Annotated in this window: 19 protein-coding genes and 1 other RNA gene; 14 read left to right on the plus strand and 6 right to left on the minus strand. The window is 46.8% G+C overall.

Going from position 1 to position 20,951, the window contains the following annotated elements; genetic code table 11:
• Both ACRRSX_RS17965 and tolC read left to right on the plus strand, forming a co-directional pair.
• The gene (locus tag ACRRSX_RS17965; RefSeq protein ID WP_432451847.1) at positions 1-3,078 is read left to right on the plus strand and encodes an efflux RND transporter permease subunit; all 3,078 of its coding nucleotides are present in this window, start codon (positions 1-3) and stop codon (positions 3,076-3,078) included.
• A gap of 107 nt (positions 3,079-3,185) precedes the next feature.
• Positions 3,186-4,511 carry an outer membrane channel protein TolC gene (gene tolC, locus ACRRSX_RS17970; protein ID WP_432451846.1) on the plus strand — a complete coding sequence of 442 codons (1,326 nt, stop codon included), beginning with the start codon at positions 3,186-3,188 and terminating at the stop codon, positions 4,509-4,511.
• Positions 4,512-4,694: 183 nt separating this feature from the next.
• Here tolC and ACRRSX_RS17975 read toward each other — a convergent pair whose 3' ends face one another.
• The 5 genes from ACRRSX_RS17975 to ACRRSX_RS17995 form a co-directional block, all read right to left on the minus strand.
• The gene (locus tag ACRRSX_RS17975; RefSeq protein ID WP_432451845.1) at positions 4,695-5,906 is read right to left on the minus strand and encodes an FAD-dependent monooxygenase; all 1,212 of its coding nucleotides are present in this window, start codon (positions 5,904-5,906) and stop codon (positions 4,695-4,697) included.
• 77 nt (positions 5,907-5,983) lie between these two features.
• Complete coding sequence (gene ubiH / locus ACRRSX_RS17980; RefSeq protein WP_432451844.1) at positions 5,984-7,177, minus strand: 2-octaprenyl-6-methoxyphenyl hydroxylase; 1,194 nt, start codon at positions 7,175-7,177, stop codon at positions 5,984-5,986.
• A gap of 14 nt (positions 7,178-7,191) precedes the next feature.
• Positions 7,192-8,487 (minus strand): Xaa-Pro aminopeptidase, encoded by a 1,296-nt coding sequence (gene pepP / locus ACRRSX_RS17985; protein ID WP_432451843.1) that lies wholly within the window; start codon positions 8,485-8,487, stop codon positions 7,192-7,194.
• Positions 8,488-8,512: 25 nt separating this feature from the next.
• Positions 8,513-9,079, minus strand: coding sequence for a UPF0149 family protein (locus ACRRSX_RS17990; RefSeq protein ID WP_432451842.1), 567 nt, complete (start codon positions 9,077-9,079; stop codon positions 8,513-8,515).
• Positions 9,080-9,168: 89 nt separating this feature from the next.
• Positions 9,169-9,774: a hypothetical protein gene (locus tag ACRRSX_RS17995; RefSeq protein WP_432451841.1), complete on the minus strand. Its 606-nt coding sequence runs from the start codon at positions 9,772-9,774 to the stop codon at positions 9,169-9,171.
• A 266-nt stretch (positions 9,775-10,040) separates the two neighbouring features.
• Between ACRRSX_RS17995 and zapA the strand changes: the two genes are divergently transcribed.
• The 5 genes from zapA to ACRRSX_RS18020 all read left to right on the plus strand — a co-directional run bounded on the left by zapA (position 10,041) and on the right by ACRRSX_RS18020 (position 13,963).
• Positions 10,041-10,364 (plus strand): cell division protein ZapA, encoded by a 324-nt coding sequence (gene zapA, locus ACRRSX_RS18000; protein ID WP_432451840.1) that lies wholly within the window; start codon positions 10,041-10,043, stop codon positions 10,362-10,364.
• A 42-nt stretch (positions 10,365-10,406) separates the two neighbouring features.
• Positions 10,407-10,588: non-coding RNA, 6S RNA (ssrS, locus tag ACRRSX_RS18005), on the plus strand.
• A gap of 260 nt (positions 10,589-10,848) precedes the next feature.
• Positions 10,849-12,036 (plus strand): hypothetical protein, encoded by a 1,188-nt coding sequence (locus ACRRSX_RS18010; protein ID WP_432451839.1) that lies wholly within the window; start codon positions 10,849-10,851, stop codon positions 12,034-12,036.
• The gene (locus ACRRSX_RS18015) at positions 12,033-13,058 is read left to right on the plus strand and encodes a sensor histidine kinase (RefSeq protein WP_432451838.1); all 1,026 of its coding nucleotides are present in this window, start codon (positions 12,033-12,035) and stop codon (positions 13,056-13,058) included. Before ACRRSX_RS18010 ends, ACRRSX_RS18015 begins: the two co-directional genes overlap by 4 nt.
• A 164-nt stretch (positions 13,059-13,222) precedes the next feature.
• Positions 13,223-13,963 (plus strand): LytR/AlgR family response regulator transcription factor, encoded by a 741-nt coding sequence (locus tag ACRRSX_RS18020; protein WP_432451837.1) that lies wholly within the window; start codon positions 13,223-13,225, stop codon positions 13,961-13,963.
• A gap of 58 nt (positions 13,964-14,021) precedes the next feature.
• On the opposite strand, the gene ACRRSX_RS18025 is transcribed toward ACRRSX_RS18020, so the two are convergent.
• Positions 14,022-14,678: a cupin domain-containing protein gene (locus tag ACRRSX_RS18025; protein WP_432456142.1), complete on the minus strand. Its 657-nt coding sequence runs from the start codon at positions 14,676-14,678 to the stop codon at positions 14,022-14,024.
• 249 nt (positions 14,679-14,927) lie between these two features.
• Here ACRRSX_RS18025 and ACRRSX_RS18030 point away from each other — a divergent pair, with 249 nt between their 5' ends.
• The 7 genes from ACRRSX_RS18030 (at position 14,928) to rpiA (ending at position 20,802) form a co-directional block, all read left to right on the plus strand.
• On the plus strand, positions 14,928-15,557 hold the full coding sequence (locus ACRRSX_RS18030) for a hypothetical protein (RefSeq protein ID WP_432451836.1): 630 nt from the start codon (positions 14,928-14,930) through the stop codon (positions 15,555-15,557).
• Positions 15,558-15,566: 9 nt separating this feature from the next.
• Positions 15,567-16,253, plus strand: coding sequence for an ABC transporter ATP-binding protein (locus ACRRSX_RS18035; protein WP_432451835.1), 687 nt, complete (start codon positions 15,567-15,569; stop codon positions 16,251-16,253).
• Positions 16,241-17,455, plus strand: a complete 1,215-nt coding sequence (locus ACRRSX_RS18040; protein WP_432451834.1) for an ABC transporter permease — start codon at positions 16,241-16,243, stop codon at positions 17,453-17,455. The genes ACRRSX_RS18035 and ACRRSX_RS18040 overlap by 13 nt, the downstream gene beginning before the upstream one ends.
• Positions 17,448-18,191: an outer membrane lipoprotein-sorting protein gene (locus ACRRSX_RS18045; protein WP_432451833.1), complete on the plus strand. Its 744-nt coding sequence runs from the start codon at positions 17,448-17,450 to the stop codon at positions 18,189-18,191. The genes ACRRSX_RS18040 and ACRRSX_RS18045 overlap by 8 nt, the downstream gene beginning before the upstream one ends.
• Before the next feature lie 224 nt (positions 18,192-18,415).
• Positions 18,416-19,135, plus strand: a complete 720-nt coding sequence (locus tag ACRRSX_RS18050) for a YebC/PmpR family DNA-binding transcriptional regulator (RefSeq protein WP_432451832.1) — start codon at positions 18,416-18,418, stop codon at positions 19,133-19,135.
• A 272-nt stretch (positions 19,136-19,407) separates the two neighbouring features.
• Positions 19,408-20,010 carry a 5-formyltetrahydrofolate cyclo-ligase gene (locus tag ACRRSX_RS18055; RefSeq protein ID WP_432451831.1) on the plus strand — a complete coding sequence of 201 codons (603 nt, stop codon included), beginning with the start codon at positions 19,408-19,410 and terminating at the stop codon, positions 20,008-20,010.
• Between the two features lie 138 nt (positions 20,011-20,148).
• Positions 20,149-20,802 (plus strand): ribose-5-phosphate isomerase RpiA, encoded by a 654-nt coding sequence (rpiA, locus tag ACRRSX_RS18060; RefSeq protein WP_432451830.1) that lies wholly within the window; start codon positions 20,149-20,151, stop codon positions 20,800-20,802.
• Positions 20,803-20,951: the final 149 nt, after the last annotated feature.

A 20,951-nucleotide genomic window follows, 5' to 3' on the forward strand; every position in this document is an offset into this window, starting at 1 on the left:
ATGAATGCAGCACTCTATAGTATTAACCATAAAGTAATCAGCTGGATGGTGGTCGTGTTGATGTTGGTCGGAGGGGTGATCTCGTTCACTGGTTTAGGTCAACTCGAGCAACCCGAATTTACCATCAAAACGGCATTAGTGATCACCAATTATCCCGGTGCCAGTGCCGAACAAGTGGAAGAAGAAGTCACGCTGCCACTAGAGGATGCACTACAGCAGATGTCTCAGATCAAACATGTGTCTTCAATTAACAGCGCAGGGCTGTCGCAAATTGAAGTCGAGATGAATGATCATTATGACAAGAATAGCTTACCGCAAGTCTGGGATGAATTACGCCGAAAAATTAGTGATACGCAAGGCAAGATGCCTCCCGGAGTCGGTTCGCCATTAATTATTGACGACTTTTCCGATGTGTATGGTTATTTGCTAAATATAACTGGTGAAGGATACAGCTATCGAGACCTCGATAACTACAGCAACCTGTTACGCCGCGAATTGGTTCTCTCTCCCGGGGTGAAAAAGGTATCGGTAGTCGGTGTCCCACAAGAGCAAGTTGTGGTCGAAATTAGCCAGCAAAAACTGAGTGCATTGGGTCTCGAACCCGACTATATCTACGGTTTATTGCAGACCCAAAATGTAGTGTCTAACGCCGGTGAAATGCTGATTGACAATAACCGAGTCCGGATCCACCCCACCGGTGAATTGGCCGATATCTCTGAAATGAAAAACATTTTGGTGAGCCCACCAAGCAGTGACAACCTGATCTATTTAGGCGACATCGCAAATATTTATCGCGCCACCACCGAGACTCCGAGTCAGCTTTATCATGATAATGGCGAGAAGGCTTTATCCATGGGGATCTCTTACTCCTCAGGAGTAAACGTGGTCGACATCTCAAAGTCAATGAACGCCAAACTAGAATCCCTTAAATCTGAAATGCCGATCGGAATGAAGATTAATGTGATTTATGATCAAGGTAAAATTGTCGATAAGGCCGTTAGCGGATTTATCGTTAACCTTGCGCAATCGGTTGGCATTGTGATCATCGTATTACTCGTCTTTATGGGCCTAAGATCGGGTATTTTGATGGGTGCGGTGCTGGTCATTACCATCCTTGGCACGTTCATTGTGATGAATGTAATGCACATTCAGTTACAAAATATTTCCTTAGGGGCTCTCATTATTGCCTTAGGGATGTTAGTTGATAATGCCATTGTGGTGACCGAAGGGGTCATTATAGGTATTAAAAAAGGCTTAAGCCGTACCGAAGCTGCCGCTGCGATTGTTAAGCAAACCCAATGGCCATTGCTCGGTGCTACCGTTATCGCAATTATGGCTTTTGCGCCAATCGGACTCTCCTCCGATGCCACTGGCGAATTCTGTGCCTCATTGTTCCAGGTATTGCTGATTTCTTTATCGATCAGTTGGGTGATGGCTATCACCATTACCCCCTTCTTTTGTTATCTGTTGTTTAAGGATGGCGATCAAGACAGCGCCGAGCAAGAACCTTATAGCGGCTTAATTTTTAACATTTATCGTCGCATTCTTAATGCTGCTATGCACAATCGAATCATTAGCATACTTCTGGTTCTCGCAATGTTAGGAGCAGCCGTTGTAGGTATGAGTAAAGTGAAGAATGTCTTTTTTCCTGCCTCTACCACTCCCATTTTTATGGTAGATATCTGGATGCCTGAAGGCACCGATATTCTTGGCACCGAAAAATTTGTAAGCGGCATCGAGCAGGACTTAATCAAAGACAAAGACAAAACGAGCGACCAGCGAGGCATTGTGAATATCACCTCGGTGATCGGTCAAGGTGCACAGCGTTATGCCTTAACTTATCAACCAGAGAAAGGCTACGCCGCCTACGCGCAATTGATCGTCGAGATGCAAGATTTACAGAGTCTTTCGGCCTACTTGCCTTGGCTGCAACACAAATTAAGAGAAGACTACCCGGAAGCCAAATACCGGGTTAAATTAATCGAAAATGGTCCTTCTCCAGCAGCTAAAATAGAAGCTCGCTTCTATGGTGATGATCCCGTGGTACTGCGTCAATTAGCGGAGCAGGCGGTGATCATTTTTCAAAATGAGCCCTCAGCCGATAATATTCGAAATACTTGGCGCAACCAGCAGTTGTTAGTTCGCCCGCAAATGGATTTGGCTCGCTCACGTGAAATCGGAATTAGTAAACAAGACCTAGATGCGGCCTTGCTGCGTAACTTCGATAGTCAAAACATTGGAACCTATCGCGATGGCTCACACCTGCTGCCAATTGTGGCGCGCGCTCCTGCAGCCGAGCGAAAAAATGCCAATAGTTTAAACGAGCTACAAGTTTGGAGTTCTAAATACCAAAGTTTTGTGCCGATTACCCAGTTGGTCTCTAGCTTCGACAGCGAATGGGAAGATCCGATTATCATGCGTCGCGACCGAAAACGCTTGATCACGATATTAGCCGACCCCGCCATTGGTAGTGGTCAAACCGCTGATTCATTGTTACGAAAAGTACGCGATAAAGTGGAAGCTATCCCCTTGCCAGACGGCTATAAATTAGAATGGGGAGGCGAATTTGAAACCTCTTCTGAAGCCCAGCAAGGGATCGCAGGTTCCATCCCAATGGGTTACTTGGCGATGTTCTTACTTACGGTGCTGCTATTTAACTCGATTAAGCAACCCTTAATTATTTGGTTAACCGTACCGCTAGCAGTGATTGGTGTGGCCTTTGGTCTATTGGCTCTAGACGCACCTCTCAGCTTCATGGCGATTTTGGGGATGCTCAGTTTAAGTGGGATGATCATCAAAAACAGTATTGTTTTAGTCGACCAAATTAATCTGGAACTCGAAGAAGGCCAAAGCCCCTATGAGGCTGTTTATCACTCGTCAGTAAGTCGGGTTAGGCCAGTGGGAATGGCAGCATTAACCACCATGCTAGGGATGATTCCCTTACTGTCAGATCCCTTCTTTCAATCGATGGCGGTCACCATTGTGTTTGGTTTAGGTTTTGCCACGGTATTAACACTGGTGGTACTCCCTGTGATTTATACCCTGATATATCGCATCAAAGTACCAAAAACCAGTTAATTCATTCGCAGTCATTTGGCCTCAGCCTTCTGAGGCCAAATCGAAGCAACAACCTCTAGCAGGGTGGCGGTATTACTCGAATAAGCCGCGACTTAAGGAACCATGAAATGAGTTTTAAAATAAAATCCTTACTCTTAGGTAGCTTGCTCGGCATAAGTGCCTTTCAAGTATCAGCCGATGATTTACTACAAATTTACCAACTTGCTCAAGAGAAAGATCCGGTGATTTTGCAGAGTAAAGCACAGCGTGACATTGCTTTTGAACAAATCAGCGAAAGCAAGGCCTCACTATTACCTCAAATTGGGTTTAGCGCGGGGGCGACTTATACCGATACCGACAATCAAGCTATCGATAGCATCAGCAATAGTTCAGCCTCGGTTTCTTTGAGCCAATCACTCTATTCACAGAGTAATTGGACCAATTTAAGTATTGCTGAAAAAAATGCTTCGCAGGCCGATGTCAGCTACCAAAGCGAACAACAAAACTTAATCATTCGAGTAAGTAAGGCTTACTTTGCGGTGTTACGTGCCATGGACAATCTCAACTTTGTGGCGGCCACCAAAACCGCGGTAGGGCGACAACTAGAGCAAACCAAGCAACGCTTTAAGGTTGGCTTAACCGCGATTACCGACGTGCATGAAGCACAAGCTGAGTACGACCGGACCCTTGCGGAAGAAATTCAAGCGAATAACGACTTATCCAATAGCTACGAGGCACTGCGCGAATTGACCGGCGTTCAGGCCCGTCAATTAAAGATACTCAATACCGAACGTTTTGAGCCTCGGGAATTGAGCCACAACGTCGATTATTGGCTCTCCACGGCGGGTGAGCATAACTTAACGCTGAATGCCCAACGCATCGCGCAACAGATCGCTAAACAGCAGATCAAACTCGCCCAAACCGGCCATCAACCTAGCTTAAATTTGACCGCGGGGATCGGCTATGAAAAGAATCAATATGGTAACGATAGCTACAACACCCTCAACGGGGGAGACACAAATAGCGGTAATATCGGTTTAGAATTTAGCTGGCCACTATATTCCGGAGGCAGTATTAACTCTCAAGTGAAGCAGGCTCAACTCAGTTATATTGAATCATCGGAAGCCCTAGAGCAGAGCTACCGCTCGGTACAAAGTTCGATCCATTCACTGGTCAATAATGTCACTTCTAGTATCGGTTCTGTAACAGCCTATCAGCAAACAGTTGTGTCTTCAAAAAGTGCCTTAGATGCCACCGAAGCGGGGTTTGAAGTGGGCTCTCGCACCATTGTTGATGTACAAGATGCAACCCGCAATCTGTATTCAGCAATGAATCAACTGGCCAACGCCCGTTACGATTACATCCTAAACATGTTGGAACTAAAACAAACCGCTGGCAACTTAAGCCAAGATGACTTAGCCCTGATTAATGCAGGGTTAATGAAAAGTCTGTAACTATCGATGCCAGTTTTTGCAGCGACTGCTGGCATCGATATAACAGAGCGCTTTCCTTGGTGAAAACTAGGAAAGATCCTCCTTGAAGTTGTGATGTAACTTCACCATCCAGTAGCCTTCCCTACTGGATTTTTTTTGCGTGAAACGCTGTTTCAGGGCGTGCCTCTCATTGGGTAACAATCATCAATAAGACCTCACTTTTGCACGACGAGGTAAATCACCTTCCAGACCTAAGGCGCGGCGCATCGCTTGTTGCTTTAAGGGCTCAGCCTTATCCAACAAATTCATCCCTAGTCCACGCACTAACTTAAGCGGCGCAAGGTTATTACCAAATAGTCGCTTAAAAAACTCCATCGAGGCAATCATTTGCGTGGCTTCGCTCTTCCGCCAGCGTTCAAAGTGACGTAAATTAGCATAATCCGATAGCGATTTGCCTGTCGCCTGCAAGGCCAATATATCCTCCGCCAAAGCGGCTGCATCCATCAAGCCTAAATTCACCCCCTGACCCGCTAAAGGATGAATGGTATGGGCCGCATCGCCAATTAAAGCGAAACCTTGACCCGCAAAGTCTCGCGCATAACGCATTCGCAATGGAAAGGCCGCTATCTCGCCAACCCGTTCACACAACCCCAAACGAGCGTCGAAAGCGATGCTCAATTGTCGATTAAATTCGAGCTCTGGTAGGGCTTGTAGCTCGGCAGCTCGATCCGGCGATACCGACCAAACGATGGAACAATGATCGGCTTCTGCCAAAGGTAAAAAGGCTAAAGGCCCTTCCTGACTAAAGATTTGTCGCGCACAATTTTGATGGGGCATTTCGGTTTTAATCGTCGCAACAATCGCAGTGTGTTGATAATCCCAATAGGTGAGTGGAATATCGAGTTGTTGACGTAACCAGGAATTTGCACCATCGGCAGCCACCAGCAACTTACAACTTAAACTTTGCTCGTTGTCAAAACTAAGCCAAGACTCAGTTTCGCCTCGATGCAACTTTTCAACTGAAGATTCGATGATCGCAACATTACTTTGGCTACACACTTGCTGCCATAAAGCATAACGAATCACCTCATTTTCAACGATATGGCCGATTTGAGGCAGCATCACTTGTTTGGCTTGAAAACGGATCTTAGCAAAACTGTCACGTTCCCACACTTGCATATCGTGATAAGGTGCCAAGCGCTGAGCCACAATTTCATCCCAAGCACCGAGTGATTCAAGCAAGCGTTGCGAGGATAAACTGAGCGCACTGACTCGTAAACTATAGTTAGCTAAATCGGGGGACAGCGCAGGGAAAGGCTCCACAATGGCGATCCGGAGTGGACTGTCGGCCAAGGCTCGCGCCAAAGCCAAACCCACCATACCACCCCCAATAATCGCTATATCTACCGCTTGCATATTGCCCTTCCTAGAATCAAATTAAGTTGCTGCTTGGCCAGTGCGAATCCACCAGCGAAATACCCATGCTGACTAGCCTAAAACAAACCTAAACTTTGCTTGGCTAATACTGCTTTAAGATCCGGTAATAAGCGCATCGCCATCAAACCCAGATTACGCGGGATCACCATACTTTTATCATCACCAGCAAACAGACTCGCCAACGACGAAGTCATCAAAATGGTACGCTCTATATCGGCTTGTCGTGATTGTTGATAAGCATCTAATAACGCATGCCCACCTATGTCTTTGCCCTGCTGCCAGTGTTGTTCAATCAAAGTCGATAAGCAAGCGACATCACGTAGGCCCAGATTAAAGCCCTGCCCTGCAATTGGGTGCAAACTATGCGCCGCATTGCCCAACAATAATAAACGATGGTTAAATAGACGAGGATAATAACGCAGTACTAAAGGATAGGCATAACGCTTTCCTAGGCCGATAAAACGTCCGGCTCGATAGCCAAAAGCTCGCTGTAGCGCGGCTAAAAAATCGGCTTCGGCTAAATTTTGTAAGCGTTGCGCCTCTGCAGCACTAACACTCCACACCACCGACCAACGATGGCCATTCATCGGTAGCAAAGCCAAGGGACCGTCAATGGTGAAACGCTCAAAAGCTCGACCAGCAGGCGCTTGCTCGGCCTCAACGTTGGCAATCACAGCATACTTGGCAAAGTCATGTAGCTGTTGTTGTAAGCCTCCTTGCAAGGCCACCTGCGAATCAGCGCCATCGGCACCAATCAGTAAACGAGCAGTAAGGCTTTGCTGATCGTCCAGAGTAATCCGCACTTGTTGCTGCTGTTGCTCCAATTTCACCAGTTTACTCGGGCAAAATAGACGAACCGAACGCTCGGCTAATAAACGATGAAACTCACGTCCGGCATGCTCCAGTTCGATCACTTGGCCTAGGGCTGACAAGTGATATTCATCGGCATCCAACTTGGTCCAGCCGCAATGGCCACGATCCGAGACGTGAATATGCTCAATGGCGCAGGCATAGGGCGCCAAAGCTGCCCATAAATCTTGTTCTCGTAACCATTGCTCAGAGCCAGCCGATAAGGCTATCGCACGACCATCAAAGCCAGGATGCTGCCCAAAATTCAGCGGCGCCGCTTCGATTAACGCTATTTTCAGCGGTTTATCTTGCTGAGACTGCGACAAGGCTAAAGCCAGACTAGCCCCAGCCATGCCCGCACCCACAATCACAATATCAAACGCTTGCAGAGGCTTATCCATCTATTGAATCGCTCCTAACTCGCGGCCATCAAGGCTTCAATCTCAGCCACCGTTTTCGGCGCAGCAGCCGTTAATACTTCGCAACCCGTGGTGGTAATGACCACATTATCTTCGATACGGATCCCCATGCCTCGATAGGCTTCAGGAACCTCTGCATCAAGCGGAATATAAAGGCCGGGCTCAATGGTGAAGACCATATTCTCAGCCAATGGACGACTACGCTTGCTATCGTGATAATCTCCCACATCGTGTACATCTAAGCCCAGCCAGTGGCCCACACCATGCATGTAATATTCTTTATAAGCTTCTTGTTCAATTAAATCGGTGACGTCACCCTGCATGATCCCAAGTTCTACCATGCCAGCAACCATGATCTGCAATACTTGCTGATTCGCTTCAAACAACGAAACCCCAGGCTTGAGCATCTCGATGGCAGCCAACTCTGCGGCTAAAACAATATTGTATAACTTAGCTTGCTCACGACTAAACTGACCATTCACCGGAAAAGTTCGAGTAATGTCGCCCGCATAACCTTGATACTCGGCCCCGGCATCAATCAACACTAGGTCGCCAGCTTGCAGCTGACTTTCGTTCTCGGTGTAGTGCAAAATACAGGCATTCTCGCCGCTACCAACTATCGTGCCGTAAGCTGGTGAGCGTGCTCCGGCCATTAAAAACTGATGATGAATTTCAGCTTCCAATTGGTATTCCCACATCCCCGGTTGGCAGCTTCGCATCGCGCGGCAATGACCTTCGGCCGATATCGTTCCCGCCTTGCGCATCAATACCAGTTCTTCTGACGACTTAAACAAGCGCATCTCATCCACTATGGGACGCCAATCTTCAATTTGCTTTGGCGCCTGCCAACCTTGGCGTAAACCAAGGCGTAAGCGCTCGATGGCCGCAAATATCTGCTGGTCGTAAGCGGGATAACGCCCCTGAGCCATATAAACCTTACTTAAACCATCCAGCTCAAGATGCAGGTACTCGGTGAGATCTTCAATGGCAAAGGCTTTATCTACAGCCAATGTCAGCAAGGCCTGCTCTTGACCCAAACGACGTCCCTGCCATACTTCTGCAAGCTTATCTTTGCGTCGATTAAATAACACGGTGCGGGTTTCGCCCGCTTGCTTAATCAACAGCAATAGAGCTTTGGGTTCGTTAAAACCAAGAAAATAGAAAAAATCACTATCTTGACGAAAGGGATATTCGGTATCACGACTGCGTACTTGCTCTTCTGCAGCAACAAAAATCGCGACACTATTATCGGACATGGCAGCAAATAACTGCTGACGACGTTGTATAAACACAGCAACTCCTTGGCTTGGGAAATGATTAATGCAAAGTTGGACTTTGTTGGTCGGAAGCACTCGCCGTTAAATGCGCAAAAATAGTAATCGCACCAATCCGCACATATTCCACAACCTGGAATAAGGCTTGCTCATTTTCTTCTTCATCATCTTCTAAATCCGATGACAACTGGCTGATTTCGGTAAAATCTTTAACCAACTCTTGAATATCTGCGGCTAACTTATTGAGTTCGCTTTGCACCACGCCAAAGCCGACTAAAAAGCTTTGTACCCATTGTGCCAAAGCTTCGGTTCGATCTTCCACCAAGGCTTCCTCATCGGGTAACAATAACTGGAAACCCAATAAGCTATCGCTCATGCCTGCGTAAGTGGCCTCCATCACCTGAGTAAGTTGTTTTTTCAGATCAACGGGTAAACCCTGACCATCGTTGATCAGCATATTCATTTGACTTAACCAGTCGCCATCGGTCGGTAAACCAGCGGCTAACATGCCGCTTAAGATGCCGTGCGCTTCTGCAGGGCTAATCAATATTTTTGAAGACAGTAGCAACTCAGCTAAGTCTTCGTAGTCTGGATAAACTATTCTAGTCACGTGGAATACCTATAAGTATTGGATCCGCTCATCCTAACATTGGACAAGCCTCGTCGTCATGTTATTGACTCACATCACAGGTAAAATCACTATTTTTGTAAGGTCCGTTTGAGTTGTTGACGACGGACTCTCACCCGCTCGATATATTGCTCACGAAATAATTTGATCAGCATCGTTTCTTGCTGACGAACGAAGCGAGCAGGCAGGTAGCTCGTTTTGCTAAATTGCAAACACAACTGCGGGTAAGGATCTCGCTGATTTTCAATCTTTCGGGAGATACGCGCCTGAAATGAGTGTTCATAGCCTTGGGGGCCATACAACAGGCTAAACTCGGCAAACTGTTGTTGAAGCTCCTTTGGCAAATAATCGACAATCTGACTAAAGTCTTGATGGAAAATAAGCCGACCAAGCAATACTTGCCTTGAGATTGGCAAGGGTTCAGCCGTAGTGCGCCACTGGGTACGAAAGCCGCCTTCCGATACATCTAACACTGGAAAAACATGCTTAGCCAGCTGCACCATTGGCATCAATTGACCAATATGAGCCAATTTTTCAGCCGAAACTACGCCATCAATAAAATTTCCGCGGGCCGCTTTAGCATTCACCATTTTGATGAATAACTGGATTAGCCGTACTGGATAAACAACCCGATAGGAACCACGACGTTCCTTTGCTGCAATGCCTGTTTGCGTCATTAAACCAAATTTCCTATGCCGAGTATGTTTAGCGATGCGGACACAAAAGCGCAAGCCGATCGATAATCAAGCCAATGGTCGCCAATAAAACCACGATGTTCAAGCCTAAGCCCACGCTTTATGCCGCAAACAATCTAGATTTGTTTAGCTTTAGAGCAAATTGCTGGTAAATACTCCAGCTTGCCCCTTACTGGGGCGACAACGGTTGCAAGTTAAGCCGCAGCGCTATATATTCAGCGAATAATAGAGTTTAGCTAAGGCAAATCATGGCTCAGGGCGTAGACATAATATTGTTAGGTAAGAGCTATCGGGTGGCTTGCCCGGAAGGTGAAGAAGATAAACTTCGCCAAGCCGCCGACGAATTATCTCAACGCTTACAAACGCTGAAAGAGAAGAGCCGTGTCAGCAGCACCGAGCACTTAGCGATTATGGTCGGCTTGCACCTCGCTTATGAGTTACATAACGAGCAAGCTAAAAATCAAAATTACGCCGATAACATGAATCAGCGAATTAAGGACTTACAATATACCATCGAGCGCGCTTTATTAGAACAAAGCCTGCCCGCTGGCGAGGTCGACGAAAGCAGTTAGCGCACTAACTGAAGTTTGACTAGAGTTAGATAAAAGAGTTTAGTTTTCCTGGGGTGTTTGCCAGTTGGTGATGTCCCTGAGCCGATAATTGTATCTTAAGGGTGATTTTTTTCTGCTTTTGAGCATGCTCAGCCCGACTGAGAAGCCTACGGTATGAAATTTATTTCCCGCCTTGAACCTCATGGTTCAAGGGCTAAAATCAACAGCGGCATCCCGGGTTCTTATTTCTAAAGCGTGACTTGATGTCACCTTCGCTTGTTTTCTTGTGGCTTGTAACACTCCCAAACCGAGCGAGCTTTGATTCATTCATCACCACCTGCAACACTTTATCGCCATTAAACCCACTTTAGCGCAAGCCCTATCGATTCCCATTTCGACTGATTATGCTCACTGGCACCAACTTCTTGTACGCAGGATAAGCCGCATTGTTCAGTCCCTTCCTTAAAACCATACTCAAAAATGAGTTTACTGGCGGCCATTCACGATGATGCGACTCAGTAAGCAGCGGGCTCAACAACTCTGCGCCTTAGCATTCTTCAGTGGGGCTCCTCATGCAGAAATGAACTGGCAACAGCATTGGCAGTTAGAAGCCGAGAGTGGTTATAGTCAAGCCTCAACCAGCCCCCTATTTGCTAGCCAGAATCAAACCTTTAACGATATGGCGCTGCGTTGGTTCCCTCAAACTAACCAGTGGCAGGCTCAGTTGGTTGCCCTCAAGCAAAACCAGCAAACACAATTACGAGTAGCCGAACTATTTTGGAGTGGCGAAGTTAAGGGAAAAGATTTGCTGATTGGCAAGCAAAGGCTCAACTTAGGTGTCGGTTACGGCTTTCGTCCCTTAGACATATTTTCGCCCTACCAACGTAATCCTATCGCCATTCAAGTTGAGCAAGGACTTGCCGTTGTAAGTCTTAGCCAATTTAGCGATGCTGACGAACTGTCCTTATTTTATACCGATGCCTATCTTAGCTATGATAGTGCAGCTTTCGCCCAGCGCGGGATCGGGATCCGCAATTATCGACTTACGGGTCATCAGGAATGGCAAGGTCTAGCGTATGTCGATAATCAGCGTGGATTAAACCTAGGTGGCAGCTGGATCACCACCTTAGGAGATGCTTGGGAACTGCACGCCGAATCTCGCTACCAACAGTATTACAGCCACATGATGAGCCGCCTTGATTTTCCCCCTTTGGATAGACAAGCGCCGATTATTGAGCAGCAATTTGCAAATGGTTGGCAAACCTTATTTGGTATGACTTGGGCAAACTTAGTGGGTGATAATCTGATTATTGAGTATTGGTTTGATAACCGAGCCCTCAGCCTTCGGCAATGGCGAGCCGTGACCCAGCTAAGCCGTGACTTGCAAGTATTAGGCTCGCAATTTGATCCGCTACGCCTTTCGCAAGCGGCGGTATTTCAAGGAAAGAATCTAGTTCAACATAATTTGCTACTGCACTGGCACCGCGATCTGACAGACTGGCAGCCCGCCCTCGACCTACTATTCTCGCCAAGCGACGGCGGACTAATCAGCACTGCAAAAATCAACTATGAATTCAGTCAAGGTTGGACGCTAGGGGCTCAGCTGCGCTATCTTGGAGGCAAGAATGATGCGGTGTATCAACTATTGCCTGAGCGTTACATCGGCTTGATAAAATTAGAGGCACGCTTTTGAAGACTCAACCCTTTTATTCATTATTACGTTCGCTGTTGATTTGTGCGCTATTTTCACTACCGATCGCCTATATGACTCATGCAATTTGGGGTGGCCATTACTCGATGCATTATCGGATTGCAATGAGCTATAGTGTCGTTGGCACCTTCAGCAGTATGTTTGTGAGAGCTCGATTTCCAAAACTCTCTCATCTTTGGAGCTTCACCCTCAGTGCCACTCTCACCCTAAGCATCGGAAGCCTGCAAGTCTGGTATTGGATTAATCCTTATTACAGCAACATTGATTGGCCACTGATGCTAAAAATAATATTGATCTCTTTGGTCTTTATCAGTGTCGTGTACTACTATTTTTTTAGCCGAGAACAGAACTTAGCCATGCTCTCGGCGCTTCAGCAAGCCGAACTCGATAAAATTCGGGCTGAGCAAGCGCTCACCTTAAGCCAACTAAAACTCTTGCAAAGCCAAATTGAACCCCACTTTTTATTTAATACTTTAGCCAACTTAAAGGCGCTGATTGCACTCGATCCAGAGCAGGCTCAGCGACTCCTCGATACCTTGACCGAATTACTGAGGATCACCTTGAAGAAAAGCCGCCAAGCAAGCATTAGCGTCGCCGACGAACTGACTGGCATCCGAGCTTATTTAAGCATTCAACAGATCCGTTTAGGCGAGCGCTTAAGCTTTGCCATTGAACTCACCGATGGTGACTTAAGCCAAGCTCAGCTACCGCCAATGCTATTGCAACCCCTAGTTGAAAATGCGGTATTTCATGGCATCGAGCCTAAACCCGAAGGTGGTGAGGTACGAGTGAAAATAGCCATGTTGCAGCAACGCTGGCAGATTCAAGTTTGTGACAACGGGCTTGGTATCGATAACAAGCAACGACAAGGCAACGGACTTGCCTTGAATAACATTCGACAACGATTGGTCAGTCTTTACCCCGAAAATCAAGCACGCTTGAGTTTAAGCGCTCAAACAGGCGGAGGCACTGTGGCCACTTTGGAATTTCCATGCGAGGCATAGTTGTTGCTAACAAGCCGCGACGGCGCTGCCACCTGAATAAGGACAAGGTGCTGGCCAGAGCTAAGTTATATGCGAGAGTACCCGACTCAGTCACATTGGTTCACAGCCCTAGCCGCTGATGGCATTGGCTCCCACTTGTGCTTAACCCTAGAACTGGAGTTTCTATGCGAGCCATAATTGTTGATGACGAACCGCTACTGCGTTTCCACTTGGATAAGATGCTTGCCGAGTGCTGGCCAGAACTTGAAATTGTTGATAAAGCAGGGGATGGTCCCAGTGCATTGGCGGCGGTCGAGCAATTAGGTGCCGACATCGTATTCTTAGATATTCGGATGCCAGGAATGAACGGAATAGAAGTCGCACAGCAGCTCAATCAACAAGCGGATCCTCCGCAGATTGTATTTACCACCGCCTTCGACCAATATGCGATTCAAGCCTTCGAGCAACAAGCCATTGATTACTTACTGAAACCAATCGATGAGCAACGACTGTTACGCACCTGCCAACGCTTGAAAGCACAAACCCGCAGCAAAAACACGTTTGACTTACCAGCTCTGGTCTGCGCTCTCGAACAAAAGTCGCAGTATCTACAGTGGATCAGAGTCAATAAAGGAGAAACTTTGGAATTGGTGGCTGTTGACAATATCTTGGCTTTTATTGCCGAAGATAAGTACACCACGGTGCGCTGCCAACACGCAGAATATGTTATCCGCACCCCACTCAAAGAACTCATCAAACAACTTGAACCAGAACAGTTCTGGCAAATTCATCGCGCAAGCTTAGTGCGAGTTAGTGCCATTAAGCAGGTGAGCAGAAACTTACTTGGTAAGCTGAGCGTATGCCTGAGCGATGGTCATGAGTATCCGGTTAGCCGTAGTGCGCATCATCTGTTTAAGGCCATGTAGCGATGCTCACATCAGGTTTGTTATCGCACTTTAGCTTTCCCAAAGTGACGATGCCCTGCTAAGCATCTAGCCTTAGATGACCTCTTTTCACCAAAATAACCGTGTCTTGTTCGGCAAAAGGATGGTGTTGACTCAAGTGCGGGCTACGTAGCCAAGTATGTTGTGGGTAACGACCGTGTTCATCTTTCAACTCCCCACTAACCACCAGCAATTCTTCGCCGCCAAAGTGATGGTGAGTCTTAATCACCTTACCTGCAGGGCATTTTACTAGCGCGACTTGCTGTTGTTCGAACTGATGTAAAGGCAGCACAGCAAAGCCACCGAAACCAGACAGCCAAGGCTCGAGATTACTATTGATCCGCACTTCACTCGTATCGGCCAGAGCAAATTGATTCAGCTTCACAAACAGAGTACAGCCCAACTGACTAAAAGGACGATGTTTGCTCCCCGGTGGATTTCGCAAATAAGTACCTGCCGGGTAGTCTCCCTGTTCATCAGAAAAAACCCCTTCCAGTACCAAAATTTCTTCACCTAAAGGATGCAGATGTTCGGCAAAATGAGACTTGGCTTGGTATTGAACAATACTGGTGACATGACCCGATTCTTTGGCCGCACGCTCCAAAGGTTTACGCAATACGCCTATCGATGGGCTAGTTTGCCAGGCCATTTGCTGGGTATTAATCGCCACCGCTTGGTTAAAGTCCATATTCAACATACTCGATCCTGTAAGTTGCTCATAAAACTTGCCCATTAGACTCAGCCTATTTCAACAAAAATGCAAGTATTAAACGATGCTAATTAGCAGCTAAACTAACTCGGGCCACCCGCCGAAACCTCCTACGCCCTTGGCGAAACCAAGATATAACCGCTCATCGCCTTGAACTGCAATTCATCGCAAAGCACTGTCCCCGAGTCGTCTCTCACTTAGGCTTAAACGGTCACTTTCCAATCCCAAGGATGAATCATGAAAAAACTAACGCTCGCAAGCCTATTACTCATCGTGAGTTACTCGGCCATGGCAGATTTAGAGCCACAATTACTAACTCGTTATTTTCAAGCCGCCCAAGGCGATTATTCTGAGTTGGAGCAACTCTATCAGGAAATGCAAACTGCTCAGCAAGGGCAACCCGGCGATGCATGGGCGCTGTTTTATTTGGGCGCAACGGAAACGCTAAAGGGTGATGATGCCTGGCTACCGTGGCGCAAACTTAATTTCACCGCAGATGGCTTGGCTCGAATGGACAAAGCCCTCAATATGATAGGCCCCAACCACTGGCAACAACAATATCGCAGCCTACCACAAGCGCTGTATATGCAGGCAATGGCAGCCATTACCTATAGCAGCGTACCGCAATTTTTTAACTACCAAGAACGCGGCTTCGAGTTATTTCGCCAAGTCCTCGCGGATCCTCAATTACTGAACGCTCCCGTACAGGCCAGCACCTGGATCTACAGTTTTGCCATTGAAACGGCCCTCAAGCAAGACCAACAGCCACTGGCCCAAGCGTGGTTGAAGCAGCTGCGAGCCAGTGGCATCGATGACTCGTATAGCCAACAAGCCGAACAATTATATGCCCAATATAGCAAACGCTAAGGAGCTATCATGTTGCAACTCAACAATATCGCCAAGTCTTATCAAACTGGACAAGTAAAGTGCCAAGCGTTATCGGGCGTCAACCTCCAGATCAAACACGGTGAAATGGTTGCCCTCTGCGGCCCATCGGGCTCTGGTAAGAGTACCTTATTGAACATCTGTGGCTTACTCGACTTGGCATATCAAGGTGAACTATATTTTGACGGCGAGCATCTTCACAACAATGCTCACCATTGTATGTTACTGCGCCGACAGCAGCTCGGCTTTATCTTTCAACGTTTTAATTTGGTGCCCGTGATGAGCGCCTATGAGAACGTGGAATACCCCTTATTACTTAACAAAATGAGTGCAGCCACTCGCCGCAAAAAGGTGTTACAGATCCTTGACGCCGTCGGTATGTCGTCTTTTACCCAGGCGAAACCCGAATGTTTATCGGGCGGTCAACAGCAACGCGTCGCCATCGCCCGGGCGCTGGTTCATCAACCTCGCTTGGTGATTGCCGATGAACCAACCGCTAGTCTTGATAGCGTGAGTGCTCATCAGGTGATTGAATTGATGAAAAGCATCGGTGAAGCGCAACAAACCACCTTTGTAATCGCAACTCATGATAGCCGTATGAGTCTGCATTGTGAGCGACAAATACGACTTCACGATGGGCAAATACAAAGTGGGGGAAATCGCCAATGCGTCGCTTAAAACATGCGCTACTCAATGTACAACGTAATCGCCGTCGCAGCCTCATGTCACTGCTCATTATTGCGATTGCGGTGTTTGCACTGCTCAGTGCCGGCGGTTTCGGTTTATTTACTTACCAATCTTTGGCCGAAGCCGCCGCTCGCGAAACTGGCCATCTTACTTTGTCTAATCGCCAATACCTAAGTCAACAAGAAGACTATTCTCTACAGTTTGGTTTAAACAATTGGCAAGCACAACGCGATAGCTTACTCAGTTTCGCCGCAATTAAGGCCGTACAACCGCGCATCGAATTTAGCGGTTTGATTAGCCACGGCGAGAAGTCTGCCATTTTTGTTGGTCAAGGAGTACTGGCCAGCGAGTTTAGCCAAAAGGGGCCATTTCTGACGCTAAAATCTGGCAAACTGCTCTCCGAAGCTGAAGATCCAACGCAACCACAAATCTTACTTGGAGACACACTGGCAACTTACATGCGAGTTCAAGTCGGCGATTGGCTGACTTTACTCACCACCACGAGCGAAGGTGCTTTGAATGCTTACGATTTTAAGGTGCAGGGCTTGGTGTCCACCGGCGTACCTGACTTGGATAAACGCTTGGTTTACACCTCTCTAAGTTTAAGCCAAGCCTTATTGGGCAGTGATAAAGTGAGCTTGATGTCGGTATTTGCCTTCGCTGATCAAGATATTCCAACTTTACAACGACAAGTGGAACAGCAATTTCCTAGCCTGTTGGTCAGGCCTTGGTGGCAGCAAGCTTTTTTTTATGATGCGGTACGCAACTTATATAACCGCATTTTCAGCGTATTGGGCCTAATAATGGGATTAGTGGTATTTGTTTCGTTATTTAATACACTTAGCATGTCGGTCACCGAACGGACTCGCGAAATTGGCACCCTCGCCGCTTTAGGAACCGCCCCCTCCGAACAACTAAACGGTTTTGTCTTAGAAGCGGTGATATTGGCATTGTTTGGTGCAGCCCTCGGGATCTTGCTGAGCGCAGGGCTATCCCTAACGCTACTATTTGCCGATATTCAAATGCCCGCCCCCCCAGGACGTAGTGTTGGTTACCCCTTATTGATTCACTTTTCTTGGCCGCTCGCCGGCATCGTTGCCTTGAGCGTCGTATTGATCTGCAGCCTAGCTTCAGCCATTGCAGCCCGAAAAGGTCTAAAAAAACCGATTACAGAGGCTCTAATTTATGTTTAATTTATTGAAATATTGGTTATTTTTATGTTTGTTGCCATTTAATGCCGCCCATGCCGACAGCGAAATCCAGCAGCGTTTATTGCAAGCCGACTCTTATCGACTGCAAAGTCGTTCGGCCAAAGTAGTGACCATCGTGAGTCAATATAAGCACCAACAACGAACCAAGCAGCATCGCTATCATGTATATATTCGCCCAGAACAAAAGTCACTGGTGGTATTTAAAGCGTCAGCCGAACGCGGCCAAAAATTACTAATGTTGGGTGATAAATACTGGTTATTAATGCCCAATAGTCGACGGCCGATTCGCATAACACCAATGCAAAAACTACTAGGCGAAGCCTCGGTTGGTGATATCTCGACGCTCACTTGGAGTGAATCTTATCGAGGCAAAATTGGCGACTCTGCCGAACTCAATGGCAAACCCGCTATCAAACTACAATTGCAGGCTAAAACCAGTGGAGCCACTTATCAAAAAATAGAGCTATGGGTGGAGCAAGCCAATAACTTTCCACTTCAGGCCGATCTTTACTTAAGATCCGGGAAACTAGCCAAACAAGCCTATTTTAGTGCGGGTCAGCGCGATGGCAGAATCGTGGTACAAAGCATGACTCTGATAGATAGCATTCAAAGCTATAAAAGTACCCAGATTGACTATCAATCCATCACCGACTATCGCTTAGCCGACAAATACTACAATCCAGCTTATCTCAGTAAACAATCATTAGATCAATTGTAAATTCACATTTTAGATTGTTTTCACCCCACCGAGTCACCCGTTTATTCGAGTCTCTCGGTATTACTCTCCCGCTCCTCGCGTGTGAGGTATTTACAGTTAAATACCTCACGAATTAACAAGTTTAAGGACATTCTTCACCCAGAAACCTACCCAGCCCTTGTTCCCTGCGTTTCAGCTGGTAAAATCCCTCCCAGAATTTTTAAGTATCCGAGAAAGAGCAACCCATGGGCAGAAGTTTTGAAGTACGTAAGGCCTCGATGGCCAAAACCGCAGGTGCTAAGACCAAGGTTTATTCTAAATACAGTAAAGAAATCTATGTTATCGCTAAAAACGGCGGTGCCGATATCGACGCAAATCTGCAATTACGCAGTGTAATTGACCGCGCCAAGAAAGATCAGGTACCTAGCCATGTTATCGATAAAGCCATAGAGAAAGCGAAAGGTGGAGCAGGTGAAGATTACGTACCAGCCCGCTACGAAGGTTATGGCCCTGGCGGTTGTATGGTGATTGTTGACTGTTTAACCGATAATAACAGCCGTACCTTTACCGACGTTCGTCAAGCTTTTGTTAAAACCAAATCAAAAATTGGCAACCAAGGCAGCGTGGCTCACATGTTCGATCACCAAGCAATCTTTGCTTTTCAAGGTGACGACGAAGATGCCATTTTAGAAATCCTATTAATGGATGACGTAGAAGTCACTGACGTAGAGTGCGAAGACGGCATGATTACCGTGTTTGCTCCTCATACTGAGTACTTCAAAGTTAAAACTTCACTGATAACAGCGCTACCAGAACTAGAGTTTGAGATGGAAGAAATTAGCTTCATTCCGCAAAACTACACCAAAATTAGCGGTGATGATGTGGCGATGTTTGAAAAATTTCAAGCTATGTTGGACGACTGTGATGACGTACAAAACGTTTATCACAACGTGGAACTTGACTAATACCAATTGAAATCGGTTGATGATCAAAAGTTACCCGCTTAAGATCGACAAAACAAGGCTGAAATTGAAGTCACCATTACCGGACGCCCAATTTCAAAAACCATGCTTCTCGATTTTAACCCGCTCCTATGATCAGCATCTTGTTTCGCTCGGTATAAACTCAAGTGGACCAACCAAGCCTGATACACTCAGGCTTGGGGGACTTTAAAACTTGCTTCCCTCTGCATCTCATTGCACACTGAAACAATCTAATAGCAACTTAAGCCTTTGGTATGAGCAAACTTGATGCGGCGCAAGATCAGCAGTGGCGACAACAATTACGCCATCAGATCCGCCAACAGCGCGGCAGCTTAAGCCCCACCCAGCAGCAACAGGCCAGCCAAGCGATCCTCGAATACTTACAAGCGGATCCCACCCTAGTAAAACCACAACGAATCGCCTTATATTTAGCCTTTGATGGGGAACTGGATCTTTCATTAATTATCGACTGGTTGTGGCAGCAAAACAAACAAGTCTTTGTCCCTTTAGTCGACCCAAATACCAATGGAAACATGTGTTTTCATCACTATCATGCCAACACACTGATGCAACAAAACCGCTTTGGGATCGCCGAACCCATTTTTGACCCAGCGGCGGTCATTCCCGGCCAGCAATTAGAACTGATCTTAACCCCTTTGGTTGCTTTCGATGCCGAGGGAAATCGACTGGGTATGGGCGGTGGCTATTACGATCGTTTATTGGCGAATATAGAAACCGATCCCCCGCTGGTGGTTGGCTTGGCTCACGACTGCCAGCAAGTCGATGCAGTTCCTGTTCAGGTATGGGATCAGCCCTTAAAACGGATCCTCACCCCCAGCAAAGACTGGCGCTGGTAAGCGCCTAATTTAGCTCACCCGACGCGCAGCCTAAAAACAACAATCGACATTGGCGTTCACCTTTGTGCTTGGTTATACTGCGCGCCAAATAGCCAACTTATTGGCAAATTCTCACAACTATCGCTTCGGAGCATCGCAATGACACAAGATGAAATGAAAAAGGCCGCAGGCTGGGCCGCCTTAGATTACGTACAAAAAGACACGATTGTTGGTGTTGGCACGGGTTCTACGGTTAATCATTTTATTGATGCTCTCGCCACCATGAAGAATCAAATCATCGGTGCCGTATCCAGCTCTGAGGCATCAACCGAAAAACTATTGGCTTATGGCATTGAAGTATTCGACTTGAATAGCGTCGACCAATTGTCTATTTATGTCGATGGAGCCGACGAAATTAACGGCCAAAATCATATGATTAAAGGCGGTGGTGCGGCATTAACCCGAGAAAAAATTGTTGCAGCGGTCGCCGAAAAATTCATTTGTATCGTCGACAATACCAAACAAGTGGATGTTTTAGGTGAGTTTCCACTACCAGTAGAAGTGATCCCTATGGCTCGCAGCTATGTGGCGCGTGAATTGGTAAAACTGGGAGGCGATCCCGTATACCGAGAGGGAGTTGTCACCGATAACGGCAATGTTATCTTGGATGTACATAGCATGAAGATCATCAACCCGCTTGAAATGGAACGTGATATCAATGCTATTGCTGGTGTCGTGACCAATGGCTTGTTTGCCGCTCGCGGCGCAGATCACGTGGTGATTGGTACTCCAGAAGGCGCTCTAAAACGCTAAATAAGCAAGCGAACAAAAAAATGGGTGCTTTCTGCACTCCTTTTTTTGTGACATATTCCAACCAGTCTCAATTCGTCTCTAATTACTGCCAGCCAAGTACAAATATACCAAATATAAAACTATCAATCATGGCAAACTCAGTGTTTTAG

Origin of the sequence: Agarivorans sp. QJM3NY_30, assembly GCF_050870855.2 — a bacterium.
GTDB lineage: Bacteria > Pseudomonadota > Gammaproteobacteria > Enterobacterales > Celerinatantimonadaceae > Agarivorans.

Excerpts from the sequence above, each read along its gene's own strand:
- ACRRSX_RS18045 (WP_432451833.1), top strand. The coding sequence starts at position 17,448 with ATGTTTAATTTATTGAAATATTGGTTATTTTTATGTTTGTTGCCATTT.
- ACRRSX_RS18050 (WP_432451832.1), top strand. The coding sequence starts at position 18,416 with ATGGGCAGAAGTTTTGAAGTACGTAAGGCCTCGATGGCCAAAACCGCA.
- ubiH (WP_432451844.1), bottom strand. The coding sequence starts at position 7,177 with ATGGATAAGCCTCTGCAAGCGTTTGATATTGTGATTGTGGGTGCGGGC.
- tolC (WP_432451846.1), top strand. The coding sequence starts at position 3,186 with ATGAGTTTTAAAATAAAATCCTTACTCTTAGGTAGCTTGCTCGGCATA.
- rpiA (WP_432451830.1), top strand. The coding sequence starts at position 20,149 with ATGACACAAGATGAAATGAAAAAGGCCGCAGGCTGGGCCGCCTTAGAT.
- ACRRSX_RS18055 (WP_432451831.1), top strand. The coding sequence starts at position 19,408 with ATGAGCAAACTTGATGCGGCGCAAGATCAGCAGTGGCGACAACAATTA.
- ACRRSX_RS18035 (WP_432451835.1), top strand. The coding sequence starts at position 15,567 with ATGTTGCAACTCAACAATATCGCCAAGTCTTATCAAACTGGACAAGTA.
- ACRRSX_RS18020 (WP_432451837.1), top strand. The coding sequence starts at position 13,223 with ATGCGAGCCATAATTGTTGATGACGAACCGCTACTGCGTTTCCACTTG.
- ACRRSX_RS17995 (WP_432451841.1), bottom strand. The coding sequence starts at position 9,774 with ATGACGCAAACAGGCATTGCAGCAAAGGAACGTCGTGGTTCCTATCGG.
- ACRRSX_RS18040 (WP_432451834.1), top strand. The coding sequence starts at position 16,241 with ATGCGTCGCTTAAAACATGCGCTACTCAATGTACAACGTAATCGCCGT.
- ACRRSX_RS18025 (WP_432456142.1), bottom strand. The coding sequence starts at position 14,678 with ATGTTGAATATGGACTTTAACCAAGCGGTGGCGATTAATACCCAGCAA.
- ACRRSX_RS17965 (WP_432451847.1), top strand. The coding sequence starts at position 1 with ATGAATGCAGCACTCTATAGTATTAACCATAAAGTAATCAGCTGGATG.
- ACRRSX_RS18030 (WP_432451836.1), top strand. The coding sequence starts at position 14,928 with ATGAAAAAACTAACGCTCGCAAGCCTATTACTCATCGTGAGTTACTCG.
- ACRRSX_RS18010 (WP_432451839.1), top strand. The coding sequence starts at position 10,849 with ATGATGCGACTCAGTAAGCAGCGGGCTCAACAACTCTGCGCCTTAGCA.
- ACRRSX_RS17975 (WP_432451845.1), bottom strand. The coding sequence starts at position 5,906 with ATGCAAGCGGTAGATATAGCGATTATTGGGGGTGGTATGGTGGGTTTG.
- zapA (WP_432451840.1), top strand. The coding sequence starts at position 10,041 with ATGGCTCAGGGCGTAGACATAATATTGTTAGGTAAGAGCTATCGGGTG.